Origin of the sequence: Parundibacterium terreum (assembly GCF_014636315.1) — a bacterium.
In the GTDB taxonomy this organism is placed as follows: Bacteria; Pseudomonadota; Gammaproteobacteria; order Burkholderiales; family Burkholderiaceae_D; genus Undibacterium; species Undibacterium terreum.
In genome coordinates this window covers 1,344,967-1,363,652 of sequence record NZ_BMED01000001.1, presented here as the reverse complement: position 1 = coordinate 1,363,652, position 18,686 = coordinate 1,344,967, and the positions used below count along the sequence as shown (strand labels likewise).

Genomic DNA, 18,686 nt, shown 5'->3' with positions numbered 1-18,686 from the left:
ATTTGTTGTAAAAATACTACGTATTTTATTTTCTCGTTTTAGTCCAGCGGCATGGGTGCATCGATCTTGCATTCGTTTAGTACAAAAAAAGACCGTAACTGACGCACGCCGGGTAGCTTCAACCGCGTCTTGACGTGCATGCGGCTGAAGGCGTCGACGTCCTTGACGCGCATCTTCAGCAAATAATCAAATTCCCCGGCCAGCAGCAGCCATGCTGATATTCGTGTTTGAAATGTGCTTGTGTTATGCCGAGCGAGGTCAGCGCAGTGGCAGCCACACCGAAAAGCATGAGCCTTGCCCTTCGGCGCTGCAGACGGCAACCGTCCCTTCGTGCAGCTCGGCCAGCTTCCTGACCATGGCCAGGCCCAGACCCGTACCCTGGAATTTTCTTTCTACGCCGGTCTCCAGTTGGCTGAACGGCTGGAACAGCTTGTCCAGGCTGGAGGAGGGTATGCCGATTCCGCCATCTTCCACGCTCAGTGCAAGATAGGAGTCGAATGTCTGGTCAGGCAAGGGAATGGCGCGCAAGGCCCAGTCCCGGTGTCTGTCTGCCTTTCCCACCTGTAGCTGGGGCACTACCTCTGCCTTTATCTTGACCACGCTGCCGGCATTGCTGAACTTGATGGCGTTGGATAGCAGGTTATACGTCATCTGTTTCAGCATGCGAGAGTCGGCACGTACTACTATTGCGTGTTGGCCCAGCGCCTCGGCAATATCCAGTTGTAAGCGCAGGCGTTCTGCGGCTGCGCTTTCAGTGACGGTGGCCAGCGCATTGTGCAGTAGAGCGACGATATCCACGGTCTCAAAATCGATGGACATCTTGCCCGCTTCTATCTTTGACAGATCCAGGATGTCATTGATCAGCGACAGCAGATGCTCGCCGCTGCTATAGATATTGCCCAGATATTTGCGCTGGTCCGGGCTGACCTCGCCCAGCAGGCCATCTCGCATCACTTCAGAAAAACCCATGATCGCGTTGAGCGGCGTGCGTAGCTCATGCGACATATTAGCCAAAAATTCCGACTTCATATTGCTGGCGATTTCCAGTTGCGCATTTTTTTTTGATATTTCATCGCTCTGATCCCGCAACATTTTTTCCACGGCTTTACGCTCGGTGATGTCGCGTGCGATTTTGGATGCGCCGATGATGCTGCCTTCGGAATTCGGAATCGGTGACATGGTGACGGAGACCGTCACCTGTGAACCATCCTTGCGCGACGATTGCAGTTCAAAGTGATTGATATGCTCGCCGTTGCGTATGCGCTCCAGCATGCGCATTTCCAGCGTGTGCCGTTCTGTAGTGAAACCCTTTATGGCTGTCAGCGATGCCATGGTTTTGCCCAAAGCTTCTTCACTGGTATAGCCATACAGCAGTTGCGCGCCCCGGTTCCAGCTCGTCACCTGGCCGTCCATGTTTTCACTGATGATGGCATCATCTGAACTGTCAACGATGGCTGCCAGTTGAGACCGGGCCTCGTTGATCGCACTGAGCTGCTTGTTGGTCTGCTGCAAGGCATGGGCATTGCGGTACATTTCCGTTTCTGCATGATCGGCCCGCATCTGCAGCGACTCATTCAGCAATTTCTGTTCTTCGCGCCGCATATTGGTTTGCATGAACTTGGTCACGTCTTCCACACGGTGGATAATCAGGCAGACCTCGCGGTTGGCATCCAGCACCGGAGAATTGACTGGACTCCAGTAGCGCTCTTCAAAGCTGCTTCCGTCGCCGATTGGAATATCGTATTTCTGTACTGCCATCGTGTCGGGTTTTTTGTGTTTCAGGACTGAAAGCAGCGAGGCGCGCAGATTGCTGACGCCATCGGCGTTCAGATCTGCAGGGTTATCCGGAAAAATCTCAAACAGGGGGCGACCAACGATGTCCTCCCTGACAGTGAGCGTTGCTTTCAGATAGCTGTCGTTCACAGCGACGATGGTCAGTTCGGGATTCAGGATAAGGTAGGCGCCGGGAGTCGCTTCAAACAGGGCTTGATAGTCGATCATTGCGTGGTCCTTGGGATGGCGCAGATTGTTGTTTTTTTTTTTGATTCTACTAATTTTTTGCCTGTATGGGGCGTTTATGTTTGTTTTTTGTTACGTAGGCTTATTAACACTTGCACTGCCAATTTGAATGTTAATCGGCTTTAGCCCTTCTTAAAGCCCTCAAAATTATCCCTGTACTGTTTTGCCGTGACACCCAACCGTTTTACAAACACGGAACGCATCTGGTTCACATTGCTGAATCCGCAGCGGTGCGCGACCCGCTTTAGCGGGTCCGGTGTCGACTCCAGCAGCACGCGCGCCTCATCCAGCCTGGCGCTTTCTATAAACTCCGCGGGCGTCATCCTGGCATCGCGAACAAAGACACGGGCGAAATTGCGCGGGCTCATGGAGGCGATGGCCGCCAGGCTCTCCACACTCAATTCTTGTTCCAGATGCGCCAGCACATACTGCTGCACAGTGCTGACCGGCGATCCTTCTTCCACGTAAGGGGTCAGGTAAGGGCTGAACTGGCTCTGGCCGCCACGGCGCTGCGTGAAGACGACCAAGCGCTTGGCAACATGCAGCGACACTTCGGCACCGCAGTCTGCGGACAGCAGGTAGAGCGAGAGGTCGATACCGGCAGTAACCCCGGCGGATGTGAACAAGTCGCCATCCTGCAGGTAGATGCGGTCGCCATCGACTGTGGCCTGCGGGAACATCCGGGCGAGAGCCGCCACGTCGTTCCAGTGCGTGGTCACTCTTTTTCCTTCCAGCAGGCCGGCATGTCCTAGCAGGAAGGCGCCATTGCAGATAGAGCCGTGGCGCTTGCTGCGCCTTGCCGCCGCCTGCAGCCACGCAGACAACGCTTCATCCCTGGGCTGGCGCGGCAACTCCGGCCCACCGGCCACCAGCAGCAAGTCAAAGCTTTCAACTGCTTCGCTGTAATGCCGGTGCGCCGCAATCGGCATGCCGTTGGAGCAGGACATCAGACCGCGCTCGGTACCCAGCAACTCCAGCCGGTATTGGTGTTCCTGTGTGAGGAAGCGGTTCGCCTCAGAAAACACATCCAGTGGCCCGGACACATCCAGCGCCTGGACACCGGGGAAGGCAAGCAGCGCAACAGTCGGCATTTGATCTACCTTGAGTAAAGATATCTAGAACTCATTTCGCAAATAGGGGTGAAATGAGTTCTAACAATACTCCAGCGCGCCAGCCAGTGCAAAAGCCGATGCAGTGCTGGCAGGAATTTCACCCTGAATGGCAGGTAATTGCGCATTTTGCTTGTGTTGGCAGTATTTCCTCTATCGCTGTCCGTTTTCAGGCCTGCACCGCCCTTGGGCCTGAGCCTGGAATTTTCCATAATGCAGACAGCAATGCAAACACTTCTTCTCTCATTTTTCAGGATGCACATGATGACACCAACTACACTCAATCCCGCCGAGCGCGTAGGCCCGGCTTTTTCCGTTGAAGGCATGTTGCAGGCCAGGGGTAAAACCCGGCAGGCGATACGCGATATTGCAGCTTCCGTCAGGCCGGGCATGGTGGAGGAAGATGCGGTTACGATGGCGAGGAATATCCTGATTGATTCCGGCTTGCAGCTAAGCTGGCATCCAACCCGGGTACGTTTCGGCAGCAATACCATCAAGCCGATGAAGCAGGCATCCTTGCCCGGCGTCGTTCTGCAAAAGGATGACATTTTTTTTATCGACATCGCTCCGCGTTTTGAATCCTGGGAGGGCGATGGCGGCGCATCCTTTGTCGTTGGCAGTAATGAGGAATACCTGCGCTGTGCTGCAGATGCCGAAGCTCTATTCCATGCAGTGCGCCAGGTGTGGCTGAATGAAAAGATCAGCGGACAGAGGCTATACCAGTACGCGGAACAGCAAGCCAAAAGCATGGGCTGGGAACTGAACTTTGATCTGCCGGGCCACCGCGTTTCCGATTTTCCGCATGCAGCGATCCACACCGGCTCGTTGGCGGATTTTGAGACCAGCCCTGCCAGTATGCGCTGGATACTGGAGATCCATTTGCTCGATCCGCAAAAACGCTTTGGTGCGTTCTTTGAAGATATGCTGCTGGACGATGCAAGCTATAAACGCCTATAAGATCTCTGGGGCCGGCTAAAGCATATTCTATATCGACACAGACAGGATGCGCCTGCGATCCGTGTTAGATGCGTTCAATTTTTTTCTCGGCATCGTCAAGATTCGTGATCAGGCCATGTGAAATCAGGCTCACGCCTATACCTGCAAACACTGCCGGCACCAGATACGGAGCGACGGATATTTCCGATATCAAGAGACCATTGCCAGACAGCCAGGTCACCTTGCGCGAAATGGCTTGCTTCCATATCACGCAGGCGTTGATGCAAAAGGGCGCGATGAAGGACGACACCAGCAGCACGAAAAATTCTGCTTCAAAGAATGCGGTTCCGGTCATGTTAATTGCCTCGCTCTTTTTCTATACGATGGCTTATTTAAACATGGCCGTGTAACCCGATTGCTTCGCTAAAAAATGGCTTTGTAAGTAAATGTTGGCTTTGTGAATGGCCGTTGGGAAATCGCTGCGATGGCGGAATAGAGACAGGTTTGCTTGCTTGTAAAGGTGTTTTGTTGACAATTTTTTTGAAGATGGATAGCTTAGGATGCCTCACCTGGGCCATCTGCCGGCTCATTCAGAATGAGGCAGCCGTTTGTTTTCGGTGCAGGGCTAACCGGAAGAAAAACTATGTCGCCGTCTGAACTCATCGCGCAATGGCATTTCCGTAATCACCGTGTGCAACTGTGCCACTATGAAAGCGCCAGGCAATTCCAGCGCCTGCATTTATGGCTGGGCCTACCCGCCATCGCATTGAGCGCGATTGTGGGGACGGCTGTGTTTGCTGGTTTATCCAAAGAGGCCAGCGTTGAAATACGCATCCTCACCGGTCTGCTCAGCGTGACTGCTGCGGCGCTCACGGGCCTGCAAACTTTTCTTAAATACTCGGAGCTGGCTGAAAAGCACAGGCTGGCTGGCGCCCGGTTTGCCAATCTGACCCACCGCATAGAAATGCTGGCAAGCTTCCCGCACGCAACGGAGCAGGAAACGCTGGATGCCCTGGCTGCGATAGAACAGTCATGGGGCAAGCTGCGGGAGGAGAGCCCCATGCTGCCTGCCCGCGTATGGCGCCATTTTGAAAAGACTATGGTATTCGAGCAGGAAAAGGGACCTTAACGTCCTGAAGTGACGGCAATCCAATAGTGATTGCGGGGTCTGCATTCTTCAGTACCATCGCAGGCATCTCAGGCTTTCATATCGGATCAGCTTGCTGCCGGTTTGCCTGTCAAGGCGATATCCTCAACCCGTCTTCAGCAAAAGTCACAGGCCGCGTGAACGCCTTTGCGACGGAGGCCTCCACCTCTGCATTGTCTTCTTCAACCGCGGGAGAAATATGGCTAAGCAATAGCTGTCCAACATGGGCATCCCGCGCCACTTCGCCTATAGCCTTAGGCGGCGTGTGCAGCGTGTATAGCACGGATGGTGAGCCCGGCGGGTCCAGCACTACGGTATTGAATACCAGCAGGTCGGTATCCTGGGCGATCGCGCGCAGATCAGCCAGCCCCTGCGCATCGATATCTCCGCTGAAGGTGATGCTTTTTCCCCCATAGTCAATCCTGTAGATCACTGCGGGCGCATCGCGGTGATGTCCTGCTATTGCCTGTATCCTCAGGCCGTTTTCATTGAGCAGTAACTGCGGCTTTTGTTTCGACTGCAGCCTGGTACTGATATCCGTTGCCTGTATGCTGACGGGCGCAGAAAAATCCTTCAGATAGCCATAGGCTCCCTGCTTGTCGAACAGTAGGTGCATCAACCGGCTGGTGGAGGGAAAGGAGGCATCGCCTTGCTTGTGCGGCTTGCCGTTGCTGCCCTCTGGACCAAAAACGCGGAAGTTGATTGCCTCGCCGGTAGATACCGCGCGGGCCTTGAACAGTCCCGGCAATTCACCCACATGATCAATATGCAGATGCGTCAGCAGTACGATGTCGGTCTTCGATAAAGAGAGGTGCGCCTCTCCCAGCCTTGCAAAAGAGCCCGGCCCCGCATCGACCAGGATGCGCGGCACGCCGTCCAGCAGCACCAGATAGCTGGAGCCGGCGCGGCCTGTCGCTCCCGGGCCACCGGAGCCGAGGACTACCAGTTCCAGACGAGGGGCCTCAATTTGTGAAGTGCTTGGCCGTGCTTGTGCATGTGCCGGTATAGGTAGGGCAAAGCAAATGCAGAGAACGCTTATGATGCATAACGCTATCCTGATCGCAGCTTTCGTGCGTTCCAGCGCAGCGTCCAGGGTCCGGGTAATGACTTCCGAAGCAGGATGCGTGTCCAAGTCTGTCTCCTTTGTTTTGTTTTTCGTTTTCCAGTGTAAGTCAAAAAATATCAGGTGCAACGCGCTATCTTGTGAGCGGTTTCAACTGCGAAGAATTTTTGGTACGCTGCGCAGCTTGCTACACATACCTATACTCCTGGTCCCTGGACCTAGCTGCTTGCCACACGCAGCAGCGGTGCTGGCTTTGACGCACGCAATGGGCGCGATGGACTTTGTATCGCATCCAGCATGATTTCGCCCAGCAACTGCGTGGCGGGGCTGGGATTATCTTCGGCGCGGTACATGATCAGGCCCAAGGTGGGCAGTGCAGGCAGCGGGCAAATGTCGGGTCCCAGTACCTGCAGATTGGCGGGCAGGCCGATGTCCGTGCGCACGGTGACGCCCAGGCCCGCTGCGACAGCCGCCCAGATGCCGCTCAGGCTGGGGCTGGCAAATGAAATGCGCCAGGGAATGCCGGCCTGGTCCAGCGCGGCCGTTGCTGCGGTGCGCATCAGGCAGGGCGCTTCGAATGCGATCAGCGGCAGCGGATCTTGCACGGTCGGCTTGGGCAATGCAGCGCTGCCGGCCGGGCCTATCCAGCGCAACTGCAATTCGCCCACCGTTTCCGATTGAGGAATGGGTACGCCGGCGTCCCAGGTCAGCGCAAGATCCAGATTGCCGCTGGCTATGCTGTCCAGCAATATGGCATGGCGGGCCACCTTGGCTTCTATCCTGACCTTGGGGTGCGCGCGCGTAAAGCGGCCCAGCACATCGGTCAGAACGCGCTCGCCAAAATCCTCAGGCATGCCCAGCCTGATCCATCCTTCCAGGTCCACGCCGCGCAGCGCAGTGGCCGCTTCATCGTTTAACTCCAGCAGCCGGCGGGCATAGGCCAGCAGGGTTTCCCCGGCAGGCGTCAGCACCAGGCCGCGGCCGGCCTTACGCAAAATGGGGGCATCCACCTGGTCTTCCAGTTTCTTCAGTTGCGCACTGACGGCAGAGGTGGAGCGCCCCAGCTTGTCGGCGGCCTTGGCAAAGCTGCCCAGCTCTATGCCGGTGACAAAGCTGCGCAAGACATCCAGGTCAAAAGTGATCCTGTGCATGTAATCATCCCGTTTTTGTGGATCATTGATTCAAAATTATCTGATTTTATGGATAACGATAGGCCTGTATCTTAGAGCTGTCAATGAAACCACGCTAATTTCTACGGAGCAGGCAAATGAATAACAGTCACGGTACACCCGGCATTGCGCAGGCCTTGATGGGCGATATCGCCCCCAAGCTGGCCGAGCTGACCGATCAAGTGCTGTTCGGCGATGTTTGGCAGCGTGATGTGCTATCCCCGCGTGAGCGCAGCCTGGTCACCGTGTCGGCGCTGGTGGCACTGAATCGCAGCGAGCAATTGCCTTTTCATCTGAACAAGGCCATGGAAAATGGTCTTAGCCAGACAGAGTTGGTAGAGCTGATTACCCACCTGGCCTTCTATTCCGGCTGGCCGACAGCGGCCTCTGCGGTCGGTGTATTAAGAACGTTTGTTTCCAACCCCGGCACCAAGCCGATAATCTCACAGGAGTAAACACCATGCCCTATGCCCGTATTTCTCTTCACAAAGGTAAATCGCCCGAATATCTGAGGGCGCTCGCCGACAATCTGCATCAGGCGATGGTCGAAGCCTTCAAGGTGCCGGCGGCTGACCGCTTCCAGATCATCCATCAACTGCAGCCGGGCGAACTGATTTTTGATCGCGACTACGGCGGCGGGCCGCGCTCAGAGGATTTTGTGCTGATCCACATCACCGCCGGCCGCCCCAGGGATTCTGCCACCAAGCAGGCGTTTTACCAGCGCGCAGTAGAGCTGCTGGCTGCCGCACCGGGTATACGCCCAGAGGATGTGATGATCGTCGTCAACACCACGGCCTCGATGGATGACTGGTCTTTCAGCAAGGGTGTGCAGGCCGTTTAAATGCAGTGTACTCAGGGAGCGAACACATGATCGCCATGCAATACAGTTTTACTCTGCCCGCCGATTACGATATGGACATCATCCGGCAGCGCATTGCGCGCAACGGGCATTTGCTGGATGATTTTTCCGGACTGGCGATGAAGGCTTATCTCAGCGCAGACCGCAATGCAGAGGCAATAAAGACGCTGGATAACCTGTACGCTCCTTTTTACGTATGGGAAAACAGCGAGGCGATGAACCGCTTCCTGAGCGGGCCGGGCTTTGCCGCCGTGTCCAATGCTTTCGGCCGGCCTGCCATCAAGACCTGGTCGGTATGGCAGCATTTGCGGGGCAGCGATGTACGTGTCGCAAAATTCGCCACGCGCGAAATCATCGCGATATCGGCCTTTGCATCTCTGGCCCAGGTGCAGCAGGCGGAGAGCGACAATGCCGCGCAGGATATGCGCTTGCAAGGCGCGCTGACAGCGGTCACCGCTTTCGAGCCGGCTTCATGGACCATCGTGCGGCTGCGCTTGTGGTTGCAAATACCGGAGAATTTTGATCCGCAGCGCATGCAATGCTATGAAGTCGGGCATCTTTCGCTGCCGGGTTTGCCGGTTTCCCAGGATCGCCAGGAAATAAATGTTGTGTAAAAAAGGCAATATTTGATATAGTCCCTGACATCAATTGTGCTCAAGGGAATAGTCATGCTGAGAATTGCTTTTTTCTGCTGCACAATTTTGTTTTCTGCGATCGTTGCTGCAGCCCCGGTGGGGGAGAACATTAGCAGTTTTGCGCGCAATATGGGTTACCCGGTCAAGGTGGATGTCTCAGTAGAGATCTACACCGAGGCGCAGGCAAACAGCTTCGTCGAGGCTGCGCGGAAAGAAGGTTTGAGTGCCAGCTTGTGGGACCGCTCAATGTCCATCCGGCCTATGGATAAGACTGCGCAGCTAACACCGCATTCGGTGATACGCGAGGACGGCGCTGTCGTGTCGAACAAATGGCTGTTCAAGTTGAAACAGGTCCATGTCCAAGATGAGCAGCACAGCCGAGATTTGCAGCAGAAACTGACTGCTTTCGTGGAACAAGGCTATAGCGTCAGCCACACCATTTCCAAATAAGTGCTGGCATCAGGCTGAGTATCAGGTGAGCGTCAAGTCACCGCCCGTATCAATTGCAGCGCCGGCGTCACGATCTCTTGCAAGGCGTGGACGCGGTTGCGTTCTATTGCCTGCAACACCAGTTCATTGATGCCGCCGACCACCGCCATCGCAATGTCCGCCGACAGGGGCTGGCCGGGTTGGCCGGGGCCTTTGGCATTGACCACCTTCAGCATGAAGCCGGCAATTTCCTCATTGATGCGGCGGCGTACCGCCAGGCCTTCTTCGCCCAGTCCCCATATCTCAATGAACAAAGTACGCAATAGCACCGGGTTCTGCGCCAGCGCAGCAAGATAGGCGCTCATTGCTTGCTCCAGTTGCGTATGCCAGTCATGCGCAGGGTCAATTGCCGTGCGCAAGACCTTCAGCGCATGCAGCGCGGCCGCTTCATATAGCGCGATGAAGCACTGCTGCTTGGTGGCAAAGTGCTCATAGAAAGTGCGGCGTGACACGCCCGCTTGTTTGACAATATCGGCGATCGTCGTATTTGCGTAGCCATTGGCAGCGACTGCATTGGCCATGCCGTCCAGCAGCCTGTGGCGGTGTTCGTTGTCTGTCTCGGTTTGATTCATGGTGGCAAGAGAAGCATTGGTACTTGACAGTACCATAAATCGGGCGCAGTATGTTTGAATTGGTACGCAGTCGTACCACGCTGCAAGATTTGATCAGCATGCGCGGCGCACGGAAATCCAGATTGACGCATTGATGAGGTAACAAGCATGAGCACTCTTACAGTCCGCAGGTTGTTGATAGACCTGAAAGCGCCGTTTGACCGCCACTGGTGCGGCGGCGATGCATTCCGCTCGGCCTTCTTCAATGCGTTGTCGATGAGTTTTCCGGTCGGCGAACAGTTTTTCATTGATTCCGTGCGCAGGGCACAGGCATCTTTGCCGGCCAGCAAGCAGGCAGAACTTCAGCAGCAGGTACAGGGCTTCATCGGCCAGGAAGCGACCCACCGCCGTATCCATGCCTTGTTCAACGAACATCTGGAGCGGCAGGGTTTGCATAATGCCTGGCAGGCGCGCGCCACCGAACGCATGAAGCTGATGGAAGGCAGCGACCCGCGCCATTGCCTGGCCATTACGGCTGCGACCGAACATTTCACCGCGATTCTTGCTGAATGGACGCTGCAGCACCCGCATGCGCTGGAGGGCAGTGAAGGGCGTTTGCAAAGCATGTGGCTATGGCATTGCGCCGAAGAGGTGGAGCACAAGAGCACCGCCTTTGACCTGTATCATGCGCTGGGCGGCGATCATGTCTGGCGCATCAAATGGTTCCGCCGCATCACCGGCGTTTTCCTGACGGATGTGCTGCGCCAGACTGTCAATAATTTGCGGCGGGATGGCACATTATGGAAGTGGAGCACCTGGAAGAGCGGCTATTCGTTTTTGTTCGGCAAGCAAGGGCTGATACGCAACACCTACCAGCCCTGGCGCGCTTACCTGCGGCAAGATTTTCACCCCGATCAGCAGGACAGTGAGTTATCGCACCGCTGGCTGGCGGACAATGCAGAAAAGTATGTGAAAGTCGGCGCTGCCTGATACGGGTGAATGAAAGCTGGATAAAAAGCAGGATAAGTATAAAAAGCCCTGCCTGGCGATTGCGCCAGGCAGGGCTTTTTTGTGCCGCAGGGTGCAATGGGTTTTATCTATTGCATCGCTCCCTTTGCCGTGCTGCAATCAGATCTGCGCAGTTCCACCATCCACAAACAACTCTATCCCATTGATAAAGCTACTGTCGTCGGAAGCCAGGAAGCTAACCGCCTTAGCGATTTCGCTTGCTTCACCCAGGCGGCCGATAGGCACAAGCGTGGACAAATGCGCGAACAGGCCTTCCTGATGTTCCGGCGCTACCAGGCCGCCCAGGCCGGGAGTGCGTACTGGGCCGGGGCTGATCGCATTGACGCGGATATTGCGTGGCTTCAGGTCCAGTAGCCAGGAGCGGGCGAAGTTGCGCACTGCGGCCTTGCTGGCGCTATACACGCTGAAGTTTTCCGTGCCCTTGGACGAGGTAGTCGATGAAGTCAGGATGATGGAGCTACCGTCTTTCAGCAGGGGCAGGGCTTTTTGCACGGTGAACAGTGTGCCCTTGACGTTATTGCTGAAGATGCGGTCGAAGTGTTCTTCCGTAATCGAGCCCAGGGGTAGCATGTCGCCGCCGCCGGCATTGGCGAACAGGATGTCCAGGTGGCCGGCCTTGGCCTTGATCTCTGCATAAACGCGGTCCAGATCTTCCATGCTGGATACATCGCTACGTATGCCTACCGCATTTTTTCCTATCGATGCCACTGCCGCATCCAGTTCTGCCTGACGACGGCCGGTGATAAAGACCGTTGCGCCCTGTGCTGCAAATTCCTGCGCCGAGGCCAGGCCTATGCCGGAGGTGCCGCCGGTGACCAGTGCTACTTTCGCTTCCAGTTTCTTGCTCATGATATTTCCTTTTTGAAATTGTAAGATTGGCTTGGCAGCACCGGGCTTATGCATATGACGCAATCGCGTTGTTTGCTCTGTGCTGCTGTCGGTGAGGACGACGGAGCCACTTTACAGCCGGTCGATTATTGAATAAAGTGGCTAAAGATGAATGCTTTATTCATGTACGTAAATAATCTTCTATTGGTTGCGCAGCAGCCAAAGGCTATGGAGGGCAAGAATGGATCAACTATTGGCAATCCGTGCATTTGCGCGGGTGGTGGAAGCGGGCACTTTTACCAAGGCGGCCGATTCGCTGCAGATGCCCAATGCCACGATCACCAAGCTGATACAGTCGCTGGAAACACATCTGGGCGTGAAGCTGCTGCAAAGAACCACGCGACGGGTCACCGTCACGCCGGACGGCGCCGCCTATTATGAAAAAACGGCACGCGTTTTGAAGGAGCTGGGAGATATCGATTCCAGCTTCGGCACCGCGCAGGCCAAGCCGCACGGGCACCTGCGGGTGGATGCAGGCTCATCGGTTGCCAGCCTGATCGTGATTCCGGCCCTGCCGGATTTTGTGCAGCGCTATCCCGATATCCAGCTGGATCTGGGCGTCAGCGACCGCCATGTTGATTTGATCAGCGACAACGTCGATTGCGTGATACGCGGCGGCGTGCTAACCGATATGTCTCTGGTGGCCAGGCAAATCGGCAAGGCTCCCTGGGTCACCTGCGCCACGCCTGCCTATCTGAAAAAACACGGCACGCCACAGCATCCGGGCGAGCTGGAGCAGGGGCATGTGCTGGTCAATTACCTGTCTGCCCGCACCAGCCGCGCAGTGTCCATGCATTTTTCACGCGGAACGGAAAAGCTGGAAATAGATAGCAGGCACGCGATAGGCATCAATGAAAGCAATGCACACTTCGCCGCTGCTGCGGCAGGCCTGGGCATCGTACAGACTTTCAGCTATATGGCGCGGGCGCAGCTCGCCAGCGGCGAACTGCTGCCCATCCTGCAGGACTGGCAGCCGGCCCCTTACCCTTTTTATGTGGTGTATCCACCCAACCGCCATCTGAGCAACCGGCTGCGCGTGTTCATAGACTGGATTGCAGAACGCTTTAGTGCGCAGCTAGCCGAGTGACTAAAAACGCACTTTCATATACGCCGAAGGTCCGGTCAGGCGCACATTCAGGTTGGCGCTATCGTTGTCGCGATTGAGTCTGATCTTGGTGATGCCGTAATCCACACCCACGCCGATTGCCTTGGCCGGAAACCATTCCAGGCCTATGGTGCCGCCATAGATATGGCCGTTGATATTGCCGCCGCTTTTCTTCACGCCCGAGGCTTCGGTGTAGAGCCGGAAGTCCGGAGTAAACGCATGGCGCCAGGCCAGTTCCAGCAGCGGTGCTACGGCATCTGCGCTGACCGCATCGCTGCCGGTGGCTGTTGCGCCGCCGACCGTGCCGGTGGCGGTGCCGCTCAGTTTGGCGCGATAGTAGGCGGCGCCCAGGCCCAGGCCCAGCACATCATTGCCGGAACCAAACCACCAGCGGTAAGCCAATTGTCCCACTTCCAGCCGCATGTCGGCGTTCAATGAAGCGTTGCCGCTCACTGGCTGGCCGTTGATGACAGTCGCGCCGGACAGGCTGGTGCCATAGGCTTTATCGTAGCGGTAATAGTCGGCCGAGATGCCATTGTGGTCACCGATCAGCATTTCTCCGCGCAGGCGTGGGACCGTGGTTTTGTCGCCATTGTGTTCCGGCGTTGTCAGGCGGCCGGAAGAAGTGTCGGCATCCAGTTGTATGCGCGGATCTGCATAAAAGCCGCCGGCAGACAGGCTGAAACGGTCCAGCGCCGGTGAAGGATCGGCCCAGCTTGCCGAGCATGCCACTGCGAGTGCTGCGAAGGCGGCTGCATGAGAACCTGCTTGAGAACCTGTTATTCGTATTCGGCGGTGACGTAAAAAAAGTGTGGCAGCAGGCATGTCATTCTCCATTTGGTTGGTTGCCGCGCAGGACATTCACCGGGAGTGTCCTGTAACGGGATTGATGGAAAGAATAACAAGGCTTGCATATCGCAAAAATGGGAGGCTTCCCATTTTTGCGTCGGCATTTTCCTACGATGCGCTTTTGCAGCGTTCTTCCAGAATGCCGACTGCAATCAGATTTTCAGTTCGCTCAGGTGCGTGGCCCTGATTTTTTCCTGCGGCTTCATGCCAAAACATGCACGCAAGAAGCCTACCCGCGCCACCAGGCCGGAGCTGATGGCCCAGCAGCCCAGCACGGTGCCCGCGCCGACCAGTAAAGCTTCCAGCGCGCCGCCCAGTTTCAGCGGTATCAGCCAATAGGCCAGCAGGATGATCAGGCTTTGGTGCAGGATGTACCACGGATAGACTGCTTGGTTGGCCCATGGCAGCCAGCGGAACGGGCGGTTAAGCAAGGCATGGCCCCAGCCCAGCACCGCGCATAGCATGCTCCATGTAAATAGCGCGCGTATGCCCCAGATTGCCCACAGCTGCCAGATGGGCGGGTATTCCACCAGCAGCTCACCGCCCGCTTTGTAGGCGGCAAACAAAATCAGTGCCGAGACCAGGGCCGGTTTACGCAATCTTGCCAGCTCGGTCCAGATTGCCGTGTCGCTACCCAGCCACCAGCCGAAGATAAACATCGTGAAATAGATTGCATGCGCATACCAGTCATGCGTGAGCGCATGATTTTCCGGAAAGCGCATTTGCAGCGCGGCTACCCATATAAAGATAAGGGTAGCCGGCACCATAATCAGCCTCCAGCCGCGCAAGCCCAGGAAAGCCTGGCGGCAGCGGACGGCAATGGCACCCAGAGCGGGAATGCGGGCGGCTTGCCTGCCCAGCAGCAATACACTGGTATACAGCCACAGATAGACCAGATACCACAGGTGATTCCAGGTGAAACCATGCTCCCAGCCGTCAAAAGCCTTGGCCGGCCAATGGTAGCCGCTGTAATAATGCACGATGAATTGCCAGAAACCCGGCTCCACCAGGCCATTCATCACGCCCTGGCAATACGGCTGCACCGGCACCACTACGGCCATGCCGAACAGCAATGGCAGTATCAGGCGGACGCTTCTTTGCCGGAAAAAACGGCTGTCCATGCCAAGCGCTTGTCTAGCCTGCAGTTTTTGCAGCAGCATCGTGGTGGACATGCCGGAGATCAAAAAGATCAGGTCCATGCGCCAGCGATTGACTAACAGCATGGGCCATTGCAGCCATTCGGCCAGATAACTGCTCTTGATATGAAAACCCCAGTCTTGCACATAGACCATGGACAGGTGATACAGAATCAGCAGGCCGAAGGCCAGTGCGCGCAGCGCATCGATATCGTGACGGCGTTGGGGTGGGTTAAAGCCAGGCATGATGTAATTCTCCGGGGTGGGTGACACCCGGAATCTACGGCCTTTGCCGGCACGGCACAGTGAAATGTGACGATATGGGGGTAAAAAGGGGCGAGCGGTGGCAGGCGGGGATGAAATTTGGACGAAATCCTGACGAAATTCCAACGCTGGGTGCCAGCGGAGGGCAATAGAAGCTTAAAATCTTGTCATGAATCCAGACCACTCCACTTCCATCGATTCCTCAGACCAGAGCAACGAGCCGGCCGGCACCCAATTGCACCCGGGGGCAGTCGGACATGATTTGCTGGCCCGTTACCAGCCATGGCGGCATATTGTCGAGCCAGGTTTCTGGATCGCACTCTTATGTTTCCAGGCAACGGCAAACAGCGTGGTGGCTTGGCTGGACATGCAGCGCGCCGGGCTGGGGTTTGCACTATGGGAGCCTGTAAGCTGGGAATTCAGCAGCAACCTGGTTATTTTGGCGCTGGTTCCCGCGGTGCTGGCGTTTGAACGCCGTTATCCGCTGCAACTGGCCACCTGGCGCAAGAACTGGCCTATGCATGTGTTGGGCAGCATCGTATTTTGCCTGGTGCACGTGGCGGCAATGGTCATCATCCGCAAGCTGGTTTACCTGTTGATGGGCAGCACCTACGACTTTGGCAACTGGCTGCGCGAAACCGGCTATGAATACCTGAAAGACGTGCGCGGCTACGCATCCATCCTGACAGGCGTGGCACTGTACCGCCTGTTCTTGCTGCGCCTGCAGGGGGAGGCCCGCCTGCTGGAAGCGCCGGAATCCGGCCCGCCGGTGGAATCGATAGACCGCCCGGAACGCTTCCTGGTGCGTAAGCTCGGCAAGGAATTCCTGTTGCCGGCTGCCGAGGTTGAGTGGTTGCAAGCCTGGGGCAATTACGTGAACCTGCGGGTGAGGGCGCATGATTATCCGCTGCGCTCCACGATGGCGGCGGTGGAAAGCCGGCTGGACGCCAGCCGCTTTGTGCGTGTGCACCGCAGCTATATCGTCAACCTGGATTACGTGACCGAGATTGTGCCGCTGGATTCTGGTGATGCCCGCGCCACCATGCGCGATGGCAGCCAGGTGCCGATCAGCCGTCGCTTTCGCGAAAATTTGCGTAAGTTATCGGTGGCTTAGGCAGTTTTGGCGGGTTTTTCCTCGTACTTGTTCAACGGCTATTTGTTGATGCAACTACAGGTAATTAGGCGTCGCTGGCGACCAGTTCCTGTATCAGCCCCCGCAACCACGTCAGCGCCGGGTCCGCATCACGCTTTGCATGCCAAATCATCTCTACCGTAAATTGAGGTAATTCAACCGGCACCGGGCTGATATGCAAGCCCAACTGCTTGTGCCAATACCTGGCCAGAACTTCCGGCACTGTGGCTATCGCTGGCGACTGCTGCAAGATGCCAGGCATGGTGGAAAAGCGCGTCGTCGTATAGCGGATATTTCTCTTCAAGCCCAGCTCAGTCAGCGCATGGTCTGCGATCCCCTGCAGCGCGGAACGATAAGTCACCAGCAAATGGGCGTGTGCAATATATTGCTGCAGGCTGATGGCGTTCTTGGTCGGAACCAGTTTGCGGTCGTAGATGCAGCTATAGCCTATGGTTCTCAGAATCTGCTTTTTTTGCCATGCCGGGCCATCGACAAAGCGGGATACACCGAGGTCCATTTCGTCCTTTTCCAGCATTGCCGTACCCTGAAACGGATCGCTGGGACGCACCGCGATATGTACGCCCGGCGCCAACTGCTGCAGTCTGGCAAAGAGCCTTGGCATCAGCCAGACTTCCACCCAGTCCGTCATGCCCAGCGTGAAGGTACGCTCGGCTGTAGCCGGGTCAAATACGGCGGGCGCAAACAGGGTGGACTGTATGTGCTGCAAGGCGGGGGTGAGCGCGGCCTCCAGTTCCAGCGCCTTGACCGTAGGTAGCATGTCGCGCCCGGCCCGCACCAGCAACTCATCGCCAAACAATTCCCTCAGCCGCGCCAGCGCCGCGCTGATGGCTGGCTGCCCCAGATGCAGCCGCTCCGCCGCGCGCGACACGCTGCGCTCCCGCAGCAGCACCAGCAGCGTCACCATCAGGTTTAGGTCCACCTTTTTGAAATCGTTTTCCTTGATAGTCACTATTTTAATAATCGATTTGATTGATAAGTGCTTTCATTAGATCATCGCCACCAGGCCTGAGGCAAGCAGTTTAGCAAAAACGGCGAGCCATCAGAGGCTTAACTTTCCAAGGAAAAATCATGACGATCTCATTGAATAACAACGCATTTCGTAAAACAATCACACGCACCGCGATCCTGGGGGCGTTTGCTTTCGCATCAATTGCCGGCACCATGCTCCCCATCAGCCAGGCCCAAGCCGCCGCGCCGCAGGTAAAAACCCAGGCACCGGGTTTTTACCGCACCATGCTGGGGGATTTTGAAATTACCGTCTTGTCCGACGGCACCGCCACCATCCCGCTGGACCAATTGCTGACCAATACCACCCCTGCGCAAGTCAGCAAACTGCTGGGCAAAGCGCATCTGGACCCGCAGCATGTGGAAACCTCCATCAATGCCTTCCTGGTCAATACAGGTTCGCAATTGTTGCTGGTGGATACCGGTGCCGGCGAGCTATTTGGTCCTGCGCAGGGTGGCCGTCTGGTCGCCAGCCTGAAAGCCGCCGGTTATCAGCCTGAGGATATTGATGCGGTATTGCTGACGCATATCCACGCAGACCATTCCGGCGGGCTGACGGTGAAGGGCAAGGCCGTCTTTCCGAAAGCGCTGGTCTATGTAGACAAGCACGATGCTGATTTCTGGCTGAATGCTTCTAATGAAAGCAAGGCCGCCGATGACCAGAAGCATGGTTTTGCGCAAGCTGCCGCCGCTTTCGCGCCCTATGTGGAAAATGGAAAGTTAAGGCCCTTTAACGGCAATACCGAGCTCTTTCCCGGTGTAAGCACGATGGAGATGGCCGGCCATACGCCAGGACACAGTTTTTATGTGTTCCAGAGCAAGGGACAAAAAATGGTGGCCTGGGGCGACGTCATCCATGCCAAGGATGTGCAGTTCGAGGCGCCCGGAGTGACCATCCATTTTGACGTGGATGCCAATGCCGCAGCCAGCCAGCGCAAGAAAGCCTTTGCCGATGCCGAAAAACAGGGGTATCTGATCGCAGCGGCGCATATTTCTTTCCCCGGCATAGGCCACATCGCCCGCAACTCGGACGGCAAGAGCTTTGCGTGGATACCGGCCAACTACAGCGTGGCGGGCCTGAAGCAGGCTGTACAGGAATAAATACAGGAGTAATCAAGTTTCTTGATACAGATTTAGAGATTTGACCTGATAGGTCTGAGGATGCCTGGGCCTGCTTGTGAGCGACACAAGCAGGCCCAGGCATTCTGTTTTACCTTTCCGTTAGCCGCATAAAATTTGGAAAAAACAGAGTAACTACCTGATAAATTAGCGCCCATATT

General features: G+C 56.2%; 21 protein-coding genes. 10 read left to right on the top strand and 11 right to left on the bottom strand.

The window, feature by feature from the left end; genetic code table 11:
• Positions 1–38 precede the first annotated feature (38 nt).
• From IEW12_RS28990 to IEW12_RS06365, 3 genes are all read right to left on the bottom strand, one after another.
• Entirely contained in the window at positions 39–320 is a 282-nt protein-coding gene (locus IEW12_RS28990) for an Lrp/AsnC ligand binding domain-containing protein (RefSeq protein WP_268237227.1), read from the bottom strand.
• Positions 259–2,001 carry a PAS domain S-box protein gene (locus IEW12_RS06370; protein ID WP_188565094.1) on the bottom strand — a complete coding sequence of 581 codons (1,743 nt, stop codon included), beginning with the start codon at positions 1,999–2,001 and terminating at the stop codon, positions 259–261. The genes IEW12_RS28990 and IEW12_RS06370 overlap by 62 nt, the downstream gene beginning before the upstream one ends.
• Positions 2,002–2,141: 140 nt before the next feature.
• Positions 2,142–3,110, bottom strand: a complete 969-nt coding sequence (locus tag IEW12_RS06365; protein WP_188565093.1) for a GlxA family transcriptional regulator — start codon at positions 3,108–3,110, stop codon at positions 2,142–2,144.
• Between the two features lie 282 nt (positions 3,111–3,392).
• On the opposite strand from IEW12_RS06365, the gene IEW12_RS06360 reads away from it, so the two are divergent.
• Positions 3,393–4,085, top strand: a complete 693-nt coding sequence (locus IEW12_RS06360; RefSeq protein WP_188565686.1) for a M24 family metallopeptidase — start codon at positions 3,393–3,395, stop codon at positions 4,083–4,085.
• A gap of 64 nt (positions 4,086–4,149) precedes the next feature.
• Here the strand turns inward: IEW12_RS06360 and IEW12_RS06355 are convergent, their stop codons facing one another.
• Positions 4,150–4,419 carry a hypothetical protein gene (locus tag IEW12_RS06355; RefSeq protein WP_188565092.1) on the bottom strand — a complete coding sequence of 90 codons (270 nt, stop codon included), beginning with the start codon at positions 4,417–4,419 and terminating at the stop codon, positions 4,150–4,152.
• A 288-nt stretch (positions 4,420–4,707) separates the two neighbouring features.
• On the opposite strand from IEW12_RS06355, the gene IEW12_RS06350 reads away from it, so the two are divergent.
• Positions 4,708–5,193, top strand: a complete 486-nt coding sequence (locus IEW12_RS06350; protein ID WP_188565091.1) for an SLATT domain-containing protein — start codon at positions 4,708–4,710, stop codon at positions 5,191–5,193.
• Between the two features lie 109 nt (positions 5,194–5,302).
• Here IEW12_RS06350 and IEW12_RS06345 read toward each other — a convergent pair whose 3' ends face one another.
• Positions 5,303–6,343: an MBL fold metallo-hydrolase gene (locus IEW12_RS06345; protein ID WP_229750949.1), complete on the bottom strand. Its 1,041-nt coding sequence runs from the start codon at positions 6,341–6,343 to the stop codon at positions 5,303–5,305.
• A gap of 149 nt (positions 6,344–6,492) precedes the next feature.
• Entirely contained in the window at positions 6,493–7,425 is a 933-nt protein-coding gene (locus tag IEW12_RS06340; protein WP_188565090.1) for a LysR substrate-binding domain-containing protein, read from the bottom strand.
• A 116-nt stretch (positions 7,426–7,541) separates the two neighbouring features.
• Here IEW12_RS06340 and IEW12_RS06335 point away from each other — a divergent pair, with 116 nt between their 5' ends.
• The 4 genes from IEW12_RS06335 to IEW12_RS06320 are packed head-to-tail and all read left to right on the top strand — an operon-like array spanning position 7,542 to position 9,387.
• Positions 7,542–7,898, top strand: coding sequence for a carboxymuconolactone decarboxylase family protein (locus IEW12_RS06335; RefSeq protein WP_188565089.1), 357 nt, complete (start codon positions 7,542–7,544; stop codon positions 7,896–7,898).
• Positions 7,899–7,903: 5 nt separating this feature from the next.
• Entirely contained in the window at positions 7,904–8,284 is a 381-nt protein-coding gene (locus IEW12_RS06330) for a tautomerase family protein (protein ID WP_188565088.1), read from the top strand.
• Positions 8,285–8,310: 26 nt separating this feature from the next.
• A complete protein-coding gene (locus IEW12_RS06325) occupies positions 8,311–8,916 on the top strand; it encodes a DUF4865 family protein (RefSeq protein ID WP_188565087.1) in 606 nt (201 codons plus the stop codon).
• A gap of 54 nt (positions 8,917–8,970) precedes the next feature.
• Complete coding sequence (locus IEW12_RS06320) at positions 8,971–9,387, top strand: hypothetical protein (RefSeq protein WP_188565086.1); 417 nt, start codon at positions 8,971–8,973, stop codon at positions 9,385–9,387.
• Between the two features lie 32 nt (positions 9,388–9,419).
• Here IEW12_RS06320 and IEW12_RS06315 read toward each other — a convergent pair whose 3' ends face one another.
• Positions 9,420–9,998 carry a TetR/AcrR family transcriptional regulator gene (locus IEW12_RS06315; RefSeq protein WP_229750948.1) on the bottom strand — a complete coding sequence of 193 codons (579 nt, stop codon included), beginning with the start codon at positions 9,996–9,998 and terminating at the stop codon, positions 9,420–9,422.
• 147 nt (positions 9,999–10,145) lie between these two features.
• Between IEW12_RS06315 and IEW12_RS06310 the strand changes: the two genes are divergently transcribed.
• On the top strand, positions 10,146–10,967 hold the full coding sequence (locus tag IEW12_RS06310; RefSeq protein WP_188565084.1) for a metal-dependent hydrolase: 822 nt from the start codon (positions 10,146–10,148) through the stop codon (positions 10,965–10,967).
• 138 nt (positions 10,968–11,105) lie between these two features.
• Here the strand turns inward: IEW12_RS06310 and IEW12_RS06305 are convergent, their stop codons facing one another.
• On the bottom strand, positions 11,106–11,855 hold the full coding sequence (locus tag IEW12_RS06305; RefSeq protein ID WP_188565083.1) for an SDR family oxidoreductase: 750 nt from the start codon (positions 11,853–11,855) through the stop codon (positions 11,106–11,108).
• 220 nt (positions 11,856–12,075) lie between these two features.
• On the opposite strand from IEW12_RS06305, the gene IEW12_RS06300 reads away from it, so the two are divergent.
• On the top strand, positions 12,076–12,981 hold the full coding sequence (locus IEW12_RS06300) for a LysR family transcriptional regulator (RefSeq protein WP_188565082.1): 906 nt from the start codon (positions 12,076–12,078) through the stop codon (positions 12,979–12,981).
• Here the strand turns inward: IEW12_RS06300 and IEW12_RS06295 are convergent, their stop codons facing one another.
• Positions 12,982–13,731, bottom strand: coding sequence for an OprO/OprP family phosphate-selective porin (locus IEW12_RS06295; protein ID WP_229750947.1), 750 nt, complete (start codon positions 13,729–13,731; stop codon positions 12,982–12,984). It lies immediately after the preceding gene.
• A 269-nt stretch (positions 13,732–14,000) separates the two neighbouring features.
• A complete protein-coding gene (locus IEW12_RS06290) occupies positions 14,001–15,230 on the bottom strand; it encodes an acyltransferase family protein (RefSeq protein ID WP_188565081.1) in 1,230 nt (409 codons plus the stop codon).
• A 187-nt stretch (positions 15,231–15,417) separates the two neighbouring features.
• Between IEW12_RS06290 and IEW12_RS06285 the strand changes: the two genes are divergently transcribed.
• Entirely contained in the window at positions 15,418–16,362 is a 945-nt protein-coding gene (locus IEW12_RS06285; protein ID WP_188565080.1) for a LytTR family DNA-binding domain-containing protein, read from the top strand.
• Between the two features lie 64 nt (positions 16,363–16,426).
• Here the strand turns inward: IEW12_RS06285 and IEW12_RS06280 are convergent, their stop codons facing one another.
• On the bottom strand, positions 16,427–17,320 hold the full coding sequence (locus IEW12_RS06280) for a LysR family transcriptional regulator (RefSeq protein ID WP_229750946.1): 894 nt from the start codon (positions 17,318–17,320) through the stop codon (positions 16,427–16,429).
• A gap of 149 nt (positions 17,321–17,469) precedes the next feature.
• Between IEW12_RS06280 and IEW12_RS06275 the strand changes: the two genes are divergently transcribed.
• Positions 17,470–18,507 (top strand): MBL fold metallo-hydrolase, encoded by a 1,038-nt coding sequence (locus IEW12_RS06275; RefSeq protein ID WP_188565078.1) that lies wholly within the window; start codon positions 17,470–17,472, stop codon positions 18,505–18,507.
• Positions 18,508–18,686 lie beyond the last annotated feature (179 nt).

Bases quoted from the DNA above. Each gene is read 5' to 3' on its own strand.
- IEW12_RS06370 (WP_188565094.1), bottom strand. From the start codon at position 2,001: ATGATCGACTATCAAGCCCTGTTTGAAGCGACTCCCGGCGCCTACCTT.
- IEW12_RS06365 (WP_188565093.1), bottom strand. From the start codon at position 3,110: ATGCCGACTGTTGCGCTGCTTGCCTTCCCCGGTGTCCAGGCGCTGGAT.
- IEW12_RS06360 (WP_188565686.1), top strand. From the start codon at position 3,393: ATGACACCAACTACACTCAATCCCGCCGAGCGCGTAGGCCCGGCTTTT.
- IEW12_RS06355 (WP_188565092.1), bottom strand. From the start codon at position 4,419: ATGACCGGAACCGCATTCTTTGAAGCAGAATTTTTCGTGCTGCTGGTG.
- IEW12_RS06350 (WP_188565091.1), top strand. From the start codon at position 4,708: ATGTCGCCGTCTGAACTCATCGCGCAATGGCATTTCCGTAATCACCGT.
- IEW12_RS06340 (WP_188565090.1), bottom strand. From the start codon at position 7,425: ATGCACAGGATCACTTTTGACCTGGATGTCTTGCGCAGCTTTGTCACC.
- IEW12_RS06335 (WP_188565089.1), top strand. From the start codon at position 7,542: ATGAATAACAGTCACGGTACACCCGGCATTGCGCAGGCCTTGATGGGC.
- IEW12_RS06330 (WP_188565088.1), top strand. From the start codon at position 7,904: ATGCCCTATGCCCGTATTTCTCTTCACAAAGGTAAATCGCCCGAATAT.
- IEW12_RS06325 (WP_188565087.1), top strand. From the start codon at position 8,311: ATGATCGCCATGCAATACAGTTTTACTCTGCCCGCCGATTACGATATG.
- IEW12_RS06320 (WP_188565086.1), top strand. From the start codon at position 8,971: ATGCTGAGAATTGCTTTTTTCTGCTGCACAATTTTGTTTTCTGCGATC.
- IEW12_RS06315 (WP_229750948.1), bottom strand. From the start codon at position 9,998: ATGAATCAAACCGAGACAGACAACGAACACCGCCACAGGCTGCTGGAC.
- IEW12_RS06310 (WP_188565084.1), top strand. From the start codon at position 10,146: ATGAGCACTCTTACAGTCCGCAGGTTGTTGATAGACCTGAAAGCGCCG.
- IEW12_RS06305 (WP_188565083.1), bottom strand. From the start codon at position 11,855: ATGAGCAAGAAACTGGAAGCGAAAGTAGCACTGGTCACCGGCGGCACC.
- IEW12_RS06300 (WP_188565082.1), top strand. From the start codon at position 12,076: ATGGATCAACTATTGGCAATCCGTGCATTTGCGCGGGTGGTGGAAGCG.
- IEW12_RS06290 (WP_188565081.1), bottom strand. From the start codon at position 15,230: ATGCCTGGCTTTAACCCACCCCAACGCCGTCACGATATCGATGCGCTG.
- IEW12_RS06285 (WP_188565080.1), top strand. From the start codon at position 15,418: ATGAATCCAGACCACTCCACTTCCATCGATTCCTCAGACCAGAGCAAC.
- IEW12_RS06275 (WP_188565078.1), top strand. From the start codon at position 17,470: ATGACGATCTCATTGAATAACAACGCATTTCGTAAAACAATCACACGC.